Source organism: Xanthomonas populi, assembly GCF_002940065.1.
Taxonomy (GTDB): Bacteria; Pseudomonadota; Gammaproteobacteria; order Xanthomonadales; family Xanthomonadaceae; genus Xanthomonas; species Xanthomonas populi.
In genome coordinates this window covers 15,652-27,900 of the sequence record NZ_MDEJ01000048.1, presented here as the reverse complement: position 1 = coordinate 27,900, position 12,249 = coordinate 15,652, and the positions used below count along the sequence as shown (strand labels likewise).

Here is a 12,249-nt window from a genome sequence, read left to right as displayed (position 1 = left end):
AAAGCATCATGCTGTCCGGCGGCAGCTGACGCCGCCAGATACGCGCAAAATCTCGTCTTACATACCCAATTTGCGCGTTATGGCGCTCTCGGTGCTGATATTTTTGGGTCTTGCGAGTTGTTCAGACCTTCCTTAGAGGGTGTAGTAGTACGGCGCGAGTCGGCCGAATGGAGCGAAGCGCGGGCAAAATTAGCCCGGCCAGATTTCACGCAGGATATCGATGCACACTGGCATAAGCATGGCATCGCATGGAATCGGCTGGGCTACCCGACCTCAGCCGAGGTATGAATCTGCTGCAACACGTCTGTGATCGATGAGCTCCGTTGCGACAAAGATTATTGGTTCTAGGTGGCATCACAGCGGTGTTTGCCGAACTGTCTCGCATGTTGCTGATTGACCCACTGAAAATCAGTGAATAAGTGAATTTCAAGCTCCTGGGAGAGCGTGACCTCTGAAACAACACAGTATGATGCGTGCCCGGTGCCAGGCTGCGAACGAGTTGTATCCTTCCTTAATTATTGAGTGCCTATCCTACCCTTATGCGCGGCACCCTCTATATCGTTGCGGCCCCCTCCGGCGCCGGCAAGAGCAGCATCGTCAACGCCACCCTGGCGCGTGATCCCAAGATCGCCTTGTCGATCTCGTTCACCTCGCGCGCGCCGCGGCCTGGCGAGCGGCATGCTGAGCACTACCATTTTGTGTCTGCCGACGAGTTCCAGGGCATGATCGAAGCGGGCGATTTCTTCGAATATGCGCTGGTGCATGGCGACTGGAAGGGCACCGCGCGGCAGTCGGTAGAGCCGCAGCTGGCCGCCGGCCACGATGTGCTGCTGGAAATCGACTGGCAGGGCGCGCGCCAGGTGCGCCAGAAAGTGCCCGACGCAGTGAGCGTGTTCATCCTGCCGCCATCGCGCCAGGCGCTGGACCAGCGCATGCGCAAGCGCGGTCAGGACAGCGAGGACGTAATGGCCCAGCGCCTGGCCGCCGCACGCGAAGAGATGCTGCACTTCGAAGAGTTCGATTACGTCATCATCAACGAGACCTTTGAGACGGCGGTGTCGGAGATGTGCGCCATCTTCACCGCCAGCCGGCTGCGGCGGCAGGCGCAGCAGCAGCGGCATGCGCAGCTGATCCAGGCGCTGCTGGACGGATCGGCTCAAATCCCTGATTCCAAAGGAAACTGAATAGACGCTGGTTGCTGTAGCGGCGGCGCGGGCGTACACTCTGCCCCCTTTCCGTCATTCGATGCGCGGCCGTTGCTGGTCGCCGGGAGCCCGCATGGCCCGCATTACCGTAGAAGATTGCCTGGAAGTCGTGAACAACCGTTTTGAGCTGGTCATGATGGCGTCCAAGCGTGCCCGTCAGCTCGCCAACGGCGTGCAGCCGCTGATTGAAAATGCCGATGCCAGCGACAAGCCCACCGTGATGGCGCTGCGCGAAATCGCCGCTCGCCGGATCGACAACGCGCTGATCGACGAAGTCGAGAAGTCCGAGCGCGAGCGTGCCGAGCGCGAAGCGCTGGAATGGGCCGCTGCCGAAGTCGTCGCCGACGAAGACATGTCCAAGAACGACGATTGATTGCTGGTTCCATTGCGATCGAGAAAAACAGCCCGCCTTGCGCGGGCTGTTTTCGTTTGAGACCGGCTTTCGCATGCGCAACGTGCAAACGTTTGCCGTGACTGCGTTGCTGGCATAGTCTTCCCCAATGAACCCAGGCCCCACCGCCCAGGCGACCGTCGTGACGTCCACGTCTTCCGACCCGGCCATCCCCGATTACGTCCTGCACCTCGAGCGCGCTGCCAGCTACCTTCCCAAGGAGCAGCTGTCGATCTTGCGCCGCGCCTGGGAAGTGGGCGCCACCGCGCATGCCGGCCAGACCCGCAAGTCGGGCGAGCCTTACATCACCCATCCGGTCGCAGTGGCCTGCGTGCTCGCCGAGCTTGGGTTGGACATGGAATCGCTGATCGCCGCGATCCTGCACGACACCATCGAAGACACCCCGCTGACCCGCGAAGAACTGGCCTGCGAGTTCGGTGAAGCGGTGGCCGAGCTGGTCGATGGCGTCACCAAGCTGGACAAGCTCAAGTTCCGCGACCGCCAGGAAGCGGCGGCGGAAAGTTTCCGCAAGATGTTGCTGGCGATGTCGCGCGACTTGCGCGTGATCATGATCAAGCTGGCCGACCGCCTGCACAACATGCGCACGCTCGGCGCGCAGAGCAGCGAAGCGCGCAGCCGCATCGCGCGCGAAACGCTGGAAATCTACGCGCCCATCGCCCAGCGCCTGGGCATGAGTCTGATCAAGTCCGAGTTGCAGAATCTCGGCTTTCGCGCGCTGTATCCGTGGCGTCACGCCATTATCGAAAAACACATCCGCAGCCAGCCGGTGGTGCGGCGCGAATCGATGGCGCAGGTGGAAGTGCAGTTGTCGCAGCGGCTGGCCAAGGAAGGGCTGGAGCATCGGCTGGTCAGCCGCATCAAGACGCCCTGGAGCATCTATTCCAAGATGCACGAAGAGAACAAATCCTTCGACCAGGTGATGGATGTGTTCGGGTTCCGCCTGGTGGTGCGGTCGGTTGCCGATTGCTACCAGGCACTCGGCGCGGTGCATGCCACCTTCAAGCCGCTGGACGGGCGCTTTCGCGACTTCATCGCGATCCCGAAGGCCAACGGATACCAGTCGCTGCACACCGTGTTGTTCGGCCCGTACGGCTCGCCGATCGAAGTTCAGATCCGCACCGAAGAAATGGATTTGATCGCCGAGCGCGGTGTGGCTGCGCACTGGACCTACAAGGTCGGTTCCACAGCGCCCAACAGCGCGCAGAGCCGTGCGCACGACTGGATCGTGGAGTTGATCGATTCGCAGCGCGCCGCAGGTTCGTCGCTGGAATTTCTGGACAACGTCAAAGTCGACCTGTTTCCGGACGAGGTCTATCTGTTCACGCCCAAGGGCAAGATCCTGGCGTTGCCGCGCAATTCCACCGCGCTGGATTTTGCCTACGCGGTGCATACGGATGTGGGCAATCGCGCGGTCGCCTCGCGGGTGGACAAGAAGCTGGTGCCGCTGCGCACCAAGCTGGTCAGCGGGCAGGCGGTGGAAATCATCACTGCACGCTCGGCCACGCCCAAGCCGCAATGGCTGGAGTTCGTGGTCAGCAGCAAGGCGCGTACCGCGATCCGCCACCAGCTCAAGCAACTCGAACACGAAGATGCCGTGCAGCTTGGCCACCGCATGCTCGACCGCGCGCTGGAAGCGATGGACAGCTCGCTGGAACGTCTGCCCAAGGGGCGCCTTGACGCCTTCCTCAGCGAGCGCCGTTATCCGCGCCTGGAAGCCTTGCTGGCCGACGTGGCGCTGGGCAACTGGATGCCCAACCAGGCCGCACAGGCGCTGATGGCCTACGCCGAACTGCGCGGCGGCGGGCACTCCAAGCATTCGCACGAAAAGATCCTGATCGACGGCAGCGAGCGTGGCGTGATCAGCTTCGCCAACTGTTGTCAGCCGATTCCCGGCGACGAAATCATGGGCTATCACACCGCCGGCAAGGGCATCGTGGTGCACCGGCTGGATTGCACGAACTTGGCCGAACTGCGCAAATCGCCCGAGCGTTGGGTACCGATCGATTGGGATTCCGGCGTCACCGGCGATTACGACACCGCATTGGTAGTCGAGGTTGAGAATCGCACCGGCGTGCTGGCCCAGCTGGCCGCGGCGATTGCGCAAAGCCAGTCCAATATCGAACGTGTGGATTACCTGGACCGCGATTTCAATGCGGCGGTGCTGCGCTTCAACATCCAGGTCCGCGACCGCCGCCATCTGGCCGAAGTGATGCGCCGGTTGCGGCGGCTGCATGTGGTGCAGAGCGTGGGGCGCCAGTAGCCGCAATCGTCGTGTTGTGCGAGCAGCCGTAGCCGAATCCTGGGGCTGAATATGCACGTGACGCGCATCGGCCCGAAGGTGCATCGCTTGCCCAGGCGCAGCGCGTTGCAGACCGGAAACGCTTGCCAGGCGGTGCGATGCCGGCGTGGTCGGCTGCGCTGCAGGCAATGCCCCGGCATGACTCGCAACCCTCTTTATATTGCAGCAGCCGTTGCTGCAGTGATGCTTGAGTGCCGAGTGCTCGCCGTGGCAGGGACAGCGCCTGCCTGGTGCCTGCCCAAATCAAGCTGACTTGCACCTGCGAGATGGTGGGTGCTGCGCCACCAGCTCGGCGCGCAGTCGCGAAGACCGGCACCGAGGCAGCAGCCAGGGCAGTGCCAGCTGCATCTTGCACCGGGCATGGCTCATGCGTTGCCGCGCGTCCTCGTTCGGCCGCCGTGCTCAGACAATCAATCGGCGCAGCGCCGGATTGTCGTTGTCCTGCTTCCATACCAGATGCAATTCCACCGGCGTGGCCGGCGCCTCATCGCGCAGCGGCAGGTACACGATGCCGGCGTAGCGCAGGCCGCTGGCGCCTTCGGGCACCAGCGCCATGCCCATGCCGCCGCGCACCAGCGCCAGCACCGAGTGGATCTGGCTGACGTATTGCACCGAGCGCGGCGCGATGCTGCGGCTGCCGAACAGCTGCGCCAGCAGGTCGTAGAAGTAGCGCGCCTCGTCCGGGGCGTAGTTGACCAGCGGCTGCCCATCGAAGTCCTGCAAGCGCAGACTGCTCCGCTGCGCCAGCGATGAGTCCTCCGGCAGCGCGGCGATCAACGGCTCGCGCGCCACGCAGCGGCTGTGCAGGCTGGAGCGCTGGATCGGCGGGCGCAGCAGGCCTATGTCCAGCCGCCCCGCGTCCAGCGCATCCAGCTGCGCCAGGCTGACCATTTCCTTGAGCTGCAGGTCCACATCCGGCGCCTCGCTGCGCCAGCGCGCGATGGCGTCGGGCAGGAAGCGGTAGCTGGCGCCAGCGGTGAAGCCCACCGATACGCTGCCGGCATCGCCGGTGCCGATCCGGCGTGCGCGCAGGCCGGCGTTCTCGGCCATACGCAGGATCGCGCGCGCTTCGGCCAGCAGGCTGCGCCCGGCCTGGGTCAGCCGCACATGCCGGCTGTTGCGCTCCAGCAATGCGGTACCGACGCTGTGCTCCAGCAGCTGGATCTGCCGGCTCAATGGCGGCTGGGTCATGTTCAGGCGCTCGGCCGCGCGACGGAAGTGCAGTTCGTCGGCAACCGCAACGAAGCAGCGCAACTGGGGCAGATCGAACATGGCAGCAGTCCCTTGGGTGGGGGATTTGAATGAATTCGATGCTGCACGTGCAACATCCCTACGCGCAGGACAGGGATGAAGACGGCAAACGCCCCGCAGGCAGCTGCAACGAGCGCGAGCATCCATAATTACGACGGCTACAGAAAATCGTTGCAAAGCAGCTATTTGCACCGTTTTCGTGCCATCCATGCCGCGATTGATTCAATTCACGTATCAAACAATACGTAATTTGGTTTGGACCAGCAACGATCTGCGTTCCTAGGATCAGCCCATCCCCCGCCTAGGAGCATTCGTCTGATGAGCAGCAGATATACCCCGTCCGAAATGACCCAGGCGCTTGGCGCCGGGTTGCTGTCGTTTCCGGTCACCCATTTCGATGCCGAACTGGCGTTCGACGAGCCGGCCTATCGCGCCAACCTGGACTGGCTGTCCTCGCACCCGGCGGCCGGCCTGTTCGCCGCAGGCGGGACCGGCGAGCTGTTTTCGCTGACCCTGGACGAGGTCAACCGCGCCGTGCGTGCCGCGGTGACCCAGACCGCCGGGCGCATGCCGGTGATCGCGCCGGCCGGCTACGGCACCGCAATCGCGATCGAGATGGCGCAGGCGGCCGAACGCAACGACGCCGACGGCATCTTGCTGTTTCCGCCGTACCTGACCGAGTGCGATGCCGAGGGTGTGGCCGACCATGTCGAACGCGTCTGCAAGGCGACCTCGCTGGGCGTGATCGTCTACGGCCGCGCCAACGCCAGGCTCGACGATGTGACGCTGGCGCGTGTGGCCGAACGCTGCCCCAACCTGGTGGGCTACAAGGACGGCATCGGCGACGTGGATCGCATGACCCGCATCTACGCTCGGCTGGGCGACCGGCTGCTATACGTGGGCGGCCTGCCCACCGCCGAAACCTTCGCGCTGCCGTATCTGGAAATGGGCGTCACCACCTATTCGTCGGCCATCTTCAACTTCCTCCCCGAATGGGCGCTGGCGTTCTACGCCGCAGTGCGCGCCCGCGACTACACCACCATCTATCGCGAGCTCAACGACTTCGTGCTGCCGTACGCGCTGTTGCGCAACCGGCGCGCTGGCTATGCGGTGTCCATCGTCAAGGCCGGCATGCGCGCAGTGGGCCGCCCGGCCGGGCCGGTGCGCACGCCATTGGCCGACCTGACCGAGGCCGAGTTTGCGCACCTCAAGCAGCTGATCGGAGGACGCCGCTGATGCATGCCATCCAGGGTGAATCGTTGATCGGCCAGGGCAGCGTCTCCGGCGCCGGCGCGGTCTTTCAGGGGCTGGATGCGGCCAGCGGCGAGGCGCTGCAGCCGGTGTTCGCCTCGGCCACCGCACAGGATCTGGAACAGGCCTGCGCGCTGGCGCATGCGGCATTCGATACCTACCGCGAGACGGCGCTAGAGGCGCGCGCACTGTTTCTGGAAACCATCGCCGAGCAGATTCTGGGGCTGGGCGATGCGCTGATCGAACGCGCCATGCGCGAAAGCGGCCTGCCGCGTGCGCGGCTGGAGGGCGAGCGCGGGCGCACCGTGGGGCAGCTGCGGCTGTTTGCCAACGTGGTGCGCGAAGGTAGCTGGCTGCAGGCCCGCATCGACCCCGCCATGCCGCAGCGCACGCCGCTGCCGCGTGCGGATCTGCGCCAGCGCCATATCGCGCTGGGGCCGGTGGCGGTATTTGGCGCCAGCAACTTCCCGCTGGCGTTTTCGGTGGCCGGCGGCGATACCGCCTCCGCCCTGGCGGCCGGCTGCCCGGTGGTGGTCAAGGCGCATGGCGCGCATCCAGGCACCTCCGAACTGGTGGGCCGCGCGATCCAGGCCGCGGTGGCGCAGTGCGGCTTGCCCGAAGGCGTGTTCTCGCTGCTGTTCGACGCCGGGATCGAGATTGGCGCGCAGCTGGTGGCCGATGCGCGCATCAATGCAGTGGGCTTCACCGGCTCGCGTGCCGGTGGCATGGCACTGGTGCAGATCGCTGCCGCACGTCGCGAACCGATTCCGGTGTATGCGGAGATGAGCGCGATCAACCCGGTGTACCTGTTGCCGCAGGCGGTGCAGGCGCGCGCGCCTGCCCTGGGCAAGGCCTTCGTCGGCTCGCTCACCCTGGGCGCGGGGCAGTTCTGCACCAACCCCGGCCTGCTGCTGGCGATCGATTCGCCGGCGCTGGATGCCTTCATCGCTTCCGCAACGCAAGCGCTGCAGGACGTGTCGCCAGCGCCGATGCTCACCCCAGGCATCGGCCATGCGTATGCGCAATGCGTGCAACGGTTGGGCGCGCATCCGCAGGTGGCCACGCTGGCGCGTGGCGCGGCGGCAGACACGGGGCGTTGTCCGGCGGCGTTGTTCGGTACCGAGGCCGATGCCTTCCTGGCCGACGAAGCACTGCAGGCCGAGGTGTTCGGCGCCTCGTCGCTGCTGGTGCGCTGCAAGGACATCGCCCAGTTGCGCGTATTGAGCGAACAGCTGGAAGGCCAGCTTACCGCCACCTTGCACATGGACGACGGCGATACCGAGCTGGCGGCCGCACTGCTGCCGGTGCTGGAGCGCAAGTCCGGCCGCATTTTGGTCAACGACTGGCCCACCGGCGTGGAGGTCTGCCACGCCATGGTGCATGGCGGACCGTTCCCGGCCACTTCCGACAGCCGCAGCACCTCGGTGGGCACGCTGGCGATTGATCGCTTCCTGCGGCCGGTCTGCTACCAGGACCTGCCGGCGGCGCTGTTGCCGGCGGCTGTGGCGCACGGCAATCCGCTGGGCCTGTGGCGGCGCGTGGACGGCGCATTGGGCCACGACTGACCGACTCGCTCGCAACGTTGCCTGAGGCGTGCAGGAGGAGGGTCCGGCACGCCAATCGCAGGCCCACTTGGAATACCGAAGCGCAGCGCGCTTCCATCGTCATAGGTGAGGAACGATGATGGCTATCGATTCAAAAACGGTCGGTTCAACGACAATCGGCGCAGCGACGGTTCCACGCAGGCGTTATCTGATCCTGCTGATGTTGTTCGTGGTGACCACGATCAATTATGCCGATCGCGCCACCTTGTCCATCGCCGGTTCCGCGGTCCAGGATGCGCTGGGCATCGACGCGCTGCAGATGGGCTTCATCTTTTCTGCGTTCGGCTGGGCTTATGTGGCCGGGCAGATTCCCGGCGGCTGGTTGCTCGATCGCTTCGGCTCGCGCCGCGTGTACGGGCTCTCGCTGCTGATCTGGTCGTTGTTCACCGCGCTGCAGGGTTTCATCGGCTGGGTGCCGGTGGCCTGGGCGGTGACCACGCTGTTCGTGCTGCGCTTTCTGGTGGGCATTGCCGAAGCGCCGTCGTTTCCCGGTAACAGCCGCATCGTGGCGGCCTGGTTTCCCACCGCCGAGCGCGGTCTGGCTGCATCCATCTTCAATTCCGCGCAGTACTTCGCCACGGTGGCGTTTGCGCCGCTGATGGGTTGGCTGGTGCATACCTGGGGCTGGGAGCACGTATTCCTCGTGATGGGCGGCATGGGCGTGCTGCTGGCACTGCTGTGGCGCAAGACCATCTATGCGCCACGCGAACACCCGCGCCTGTCTGTGCAGGAACTGGACTATATCCAACGCAATGGTGCGCTGGTGGACATGGAGCAGGGCAACAGGTCCGGCAGTCAGCCCAAGGGCACGCAGTGGCATTACGCCAAGCAGCTGCTGTGCAACCGGATGCTGCTGGGCGTGTATATCGGCCAGTACTGCATCACCACGCTGACCTATTTCTTCCTGACCTGGTTCCCGGTGTATCTGGTCAAGGAGCGCGGCCTGTCGATCCTGGAAGCGGGCTTCGTGGCCTCGCTTCCGGCGGTGTGCGGCTTCGTCGGCGGCGTGCTTGGCGGCTATGTATCCGACCGCATGGTGCGGCGTGGGTATTCGCTCACCGTCTCGCGCAAGACGCCGATCGTGTTCGGCATGCTGATGTCGGTGACCATGATCGGCTGCAACTACGTGCAAGCCGAATGGGTAGTGGTGGGGCTGATGGCGTTGGCCTTCTTCGGCAAAGGCATCGGCGCATTGGGCTGGGCGGTGGTCGCCGATACCTCACCCAAGGAAATCGCCGGCCTGTCCGGTGGCCTGTTCAATACCTTCGGCAATATCGCCGGCATCACCACGCCGATCGTCATCGGCTACATCGTCTCCACCACCGGCACCTTCGAGTGGGCGCTGGTCTTCGTCGGGCTCAATGCCCTGCTGGCGGTGGTGTCCTATCTGGCTGTGGTTGGCGAGATCAAGCGCGTTGAACTGAAGCCCCCCCCGGGTGGCCCGGTCGCGCCTGTCCCTGCACCGCGTTGATCGTCTTCGGAGACTCTTTGATGAACATCCATGTCTCAGCTGCAAGTATCGGCACCACGCCGCGCATCACCGACATCCGCGTGGTGCCGGTCGCCGGCCAGGACAGCATGCTGCTCAACCTCAGTGGCGCGCACGCGCCGTACTTCACCCGCAACGTGCTGGTGCTGCGCGATTCGTCCGGGCGCACCGGCGTGGGCGAGGTGCCTGGCGGCGACGCCATCGCCGGTTTGTTGAACGAAGCGGCTGCGCTGATCCGCCACCGTTCCATCGCCGACTACCAGCGCATCCTCAATCAGGTGCGCACCGCCTTCGCCGACCGCGATAGCGCCGGGCGTGGCCTGCAGACCTTCGATCTGCGCATCACCATCCATGCGGTGACCGCTATCGAAGCGGCGTTGCTGGATCTGCTGGGGCAGTTCCTGGACCAACCGGTCGCCGCGCTGCTCGGCGAGGGCCAGCAACGCGATGCGGTGGACGTGCTGGGCTACCTGTTCTTCGTCGGCGACCGCCGCAAGACCGGGCTGGATTACCGCGACGGCAGCGCTGCCACCGATACCTGGGAAGCGGTACGCGATGAGCAAGCACTGACGCCGGCAGCAGTGGTGCGGCTGGCCGAAGCGGCCTACGCGAAATACGGCTTCCGCGATTTCAAGCTCAAGGGCGGCGTGCTGCGCGGCGAGGAAGAGATCGAGGCCATCCACGCGCTGCATGCGCGCTTTCCGCAGGCGCGCATTACCCTCGATCCCAATGGGGCATGGTCGCTGGAGCAGGCCATCGCGCTGTGTCGCGACATGCATGGCGTGATGGCCTATGCCGAGGACCCGTGTGGGGCCGAGCAGGGTTATTCCGGTCGCGAGATCATGGCCGAATTCCGCCGCGCCACCGGCCTGCCCACCGCCACCAACATGATTGCCACCGACTGGCGCCAGATGGGCCATGCCATCCAGTTGCAGTCGGTGGACATCCCGCTGGCCGATCCGCATTTCTGGACTTTGCAGGGCTCGGTGCGGGTAGCGCAACTGTGCCGCGACTGGGGCCTGACCTGGGGCTCGCATTCCAACAACCACTTCGACATTTCACTGGCCATGTTCACCCATGTGGCCGCCGCCGCGCCCGGGCGCGTCACCGCCATCGATACGCACTGGATCTGGCAGGACGGCCAACGCCTCACGCGCCATCCGTTGCAGATTGCAGGCGGCCAGATCCAGGTGCCGGCCAAGCCTGGCCTGGGTGTGGAGCTGGACATGGACGCGCTGGAGGCCGCGCATCGCACCTACCAAAGCCTAAGCCTTGGCGCGCGCGACGATGCGGCCGCCATGCAGGCGCTGATCCCCAACTGGACCTTCGACAACAAGCGGCCGTGTCTGGTGCGCTGATGCGTCCCGATGCCTGCTGCCAGAGAGCCGGCCGCAGCGCATGACCGCGAGTTCACCGCAGGTGGAGAACCGAGCAATGAAGAGCGCGATGGCAATCAGCGGCGCCGCTCTGCTGGCGGTCGGCGCGGCCGGGCGCGCGCGCAACAGCCCGATGAGGGGTTCTGGAATGGCGCCACGGCCGAGGTCACCGCGTTCAACTTCTATTACAACCGCGACTTCCGCAGTGGCGAGGGGCAGGGCAAGCGGGCCGAATGGGCACAGGGTTTCGTGGTCGATGCCAGGAGTTGCTACACCCGCGGCCCGGTCGGCGCGGGCCTGGACCTGCTGGGCATCGGCGATTTCAAGCTCGATGGCGTACGTGCGGAAGGCGGCACCGGCCTACTTCCCAACAACGACGATGGCACCGCCAAGCATGCACTGGTGCGGGTGGCGCCCACGCTCAAGCTGCGCGCCTCGCAGACCGAATTGAAATGGGGCAGCTTCATTCCCAACGCGCCGCTGGTGCGCGCCAGCATCACCCGCATCATGCCCGAGACGTTTCAGGGCGTGACCCTGGAATCCAAGGATGTGCCCAAGCTCGATCTGCTGCTCGCCCGCTTCACCAGTGCCTGGTATCGCGACGGCGATTCGCGCGTGCCGATCACCCTGACCAACAAGAATCGCCGCTTCCTCGGCACCCTGGATTCGGATGCCTTCACTCTGGTCTCGGCGACCTGCACGCTGGCCCCGAGCACCCAGCTGCGTTATCAGGGCGGGTTGATGGAAGACATCTACCGCCAGCAGCTCTACGACCTGATCCAGACCCACCTGTTCGGCAAGGACCGCCTGCGCGTGGATCTGCGTTATTTCCGCACCGACGATGTCGGCCAGTCGCGCGCCGGCCCGATCGACAACCGCATGTTCAGCAGCAGGGTGTCCTGGCGCAGCGGCGGCCATGAATTCGGCGCCGGCGATCAGAAGCTGTCCGGGTCCAGCGCGATGCCATGGCCGGGTGGTACCGATGGCAACGTCTTCAACTGGACCTTCATCAACGACTTCCTCGAACGCGGCGAGCGCAGCTGGCAGCTGCGTTACAGCATCGATGGCGACAGCATCGGCGTCCACGGCCTCAACGTCATGGCGCGCTACATCCGTGGCGACAACGCAAGGCCGGCGACCTATGCCGGCGAAGGCCGCGAATGGGCGCGCGAAGTGCTGACTACCTATCAATCCCAGGGCGAGCGCTTCAAGCATCTCAGCATCATCTGGTTCAACGGCACCTTTCGCTCCAACTACCAGCGCAATGTCGATGAAAATCGGTTGATCCTGCAGTACCGGCGCCAGTTCGACAGCCCCGACCGCTCATGCATTCCACCCCCATGTTCTGCAAGGTAGCCCCCT

9 protein-coding genes and 1 pseudogene are annotated in these 12,249 nt (G+C 64.9%); 9 read left to right on the top strand and 1 reads right to left on the bottom strand.

Annotation, left to right across the window (positions count from 1 at the left end; all coding sequences use genetic code 11):
- The 4 genes and pseudogenes from XpopCFBP1817_RS22150 to XpopCFBP1817_RS09775 form a co-directional block, all read left to right on the top strand.
- Window positions 1–288 (top strand): annotated as a pseudogene (locus tag XpopCFBP1817_RS22150) (hypothetical protein); the annotation flags it as partial.
- A 251-nt stretch (window positions 289–539) separates the two neighbouring features.
- The gene (gene gmk / locus XpopCFBP1817_RS09785; protein WP_128416988.1) at window positions 540–1,184 is read left to right on the top strand and encodes a guanylate kinase; all 645 of its coding nucleotides are present in this window, start codon (window positions 540–542) and stop codon (window positions 1,182–1,184) included.
- Window positions 1,185–1,278: 94 nt separating this feature from the next.
- The gene (gene rpoZ, locus XpopCFBP1817_RS09780; protein WP_055824459.1) at window positions 1,279–1,578 is read left to right on the top strand and encodes a DNA-directed RNA polymerase subunit omega; all 300 of its coding nucleotides are present in this window, start codon (window positions 1,279–1,281) and stop codon (window positions 1,576–1,578) included.
- A gap of 127 nt (window positions 1,579–1,705) precedes the next feature.
- Window positions 1,706–3,877, top strand: coding sequence for a RelA/SpoT family protein (locus XpopCFBP1817_RS09775; RefSeq protein WP_128416987.1), 2,172 nt, complete (start codon window positions 1,706–1,708; stop codon window positions 3,875–3,877).
- Between the two features lie 441 nt (window positions 3,878–4,318).
- On the opposite strand, the gene XpopCFBP1817_RS09770 is transcribed toward XpopCFBP1817_RS09775, so the two are convergent.
- Window positions 4,319–5,188 (bottom strand): LysR family transcriptional regulator, encoded by an 870-nt coding sequence (locus XpopCFBP1817_RS09770; RefSeq protein ID WP_128416986.1) that lies wholly within the window; start codon window positions 5,186–5,188, stop codon window positions 4,319–4,321.
- A 297-nt stretch (window positions 5,189–5,485) separates the two neighbouring features.
- Here XpopCFBP1817_RS09770 and kdgD point away from each other — a divergent pair, with 297 nt between their 5' ends.
- The 5 genes from kdgD (at window position 5,486) to XpopCFBP1817_RS09745 (ending at window position 12,243) form a co-directional block, all read left to right on the top strand.
- On the top strand, window positions 5,486–6,403 hold the full coding sequence (gene kdgD, locus XpopCFBP1817_RS09765; RefSeq protein WP_128416985.1) for a 5-dehydro-4-deoxyglucarate dehydratase: 918 nt from the start codon (window positions 5,486–5,488) through the stop codon (window positions 6,401–6,403).
- Window positions 6,403–7,983, top strand: coding sequence for an aldehyde dehydrogenase (NADP(+)) (locus XpopCFBP1817_RS09760; RefSeq protein WP_128416984.1), 1,581 nt, complete (start codon window positions 6,403–6,405; stop codon window positions 7,981–7,983). Before kdgD ends, XpopCFBP1817_RS09760 begins: the two co-directional genes overlap by 1 nt.
- 115 nt (window positions 7,984–8,098) lie before the next feature.
- Window positions 8,099–9,493 (top strand): MFS transporter, encoded by a 1,395-nt coding sequence (locus XpopCFBP1817_RS09755; protein ID WP_341866002.1) that lies wholly within the window; start codon window positions 8,099–8,101, stop codon window positions 9,491–9,493.
- A gap of 20 nt (window positions 9,494–9,513) precedes the next feature.
- Window positions 9,514–10,869, top strand: coding sequence for a glucarate dehydratase (gudD, locus tag XpopCFBP1817_RS09750; RefSeq protein ID WP_128416982.1), 1,356 nt, complete (start codon window positions 9,514–9,516; stop codon window positions 10,867–10,869).
- Window positions 10,870–10,878: 9 nt separating this feature from the next.
- On the top strand, window positions 10,879–12,243 hold the full coding sequence (locus XpopCFBP1817_RS09745; protein WP_244171124.1) for an OprD family porin: 1,365 nt from the start codon (window positions 10,879–10,881) through the stop codon (window positions 12,241–12,243).
- The last annotated feature ends 6 nt before the right edge of the window (window positions 12,244–12,249 follow it).

Bases quoted from the DNA above. Each gene is read 5' to 3' on its own strand.
- gmk (WP_128416988.1), top strand. From the start codon at position 540: ATGCGCGGCACCCTCTATATCGTTGCGGCCCCCTCCGGCGCCGGCAAG.
- XpopCFBP1817_RS09775 (WP_128416987.1), top strand. From the start codon at position 1,706: ATGAACCCAGGCCCCACCGCCCAGGCGACCGTCGTGACGTCCACGTCT.
- XpopCFBP1817_RS09755 (WP_341866002.1), top strand. From the start codon at position 8,099: ATGATGGCTATCGATTCAAAAACGGTCGGTTCAACGACAATCGGCGCA.
- rpoZ (WP_055824459.1), top strand. From the start codon at position 1,279: ATGGCCCGCATTACCGTAGAAGATTGCCTGGAAGTCGTGAACAACCGT.
- XpopCFBP1817_RS09770 (WP_128416986.1), bottom strand. From the start codon at position 5,188: ATGTTCGATCTGCCCCAGTTGCGCTGCTTCGTTGCGGTTGCCGACGAA.
- XpopCFBP1817_RS09745 (WP_244171124.1), top strand. From the start codon at position 10,879: ATGCCTGCTGCCAGAGAGCCGGCCGCAGCGCATGACCGCGAGTTCACC.
- XpopCFBP1817_RS09760 (WP_128416984.1), top strand. From the start codon at position 6,403: ATGCATGCCATCCAGGGTGAATCGTTGATCGGCCAGGGCAGCGTCTCC.
- gudD (WP_128416982.1), top strand. From the start codon at position 9,514: ATGAACATCCATGTCTCAGCTGCAAGTATCGGCACCACGCCGCGCATC.
- kdgD (WP_128416985.1), top strand. From the start codon at position 5,486: ATGAGCAGCAGATATACCCCGTCCGAAATGACCCAGGCGCTTGGCGCC.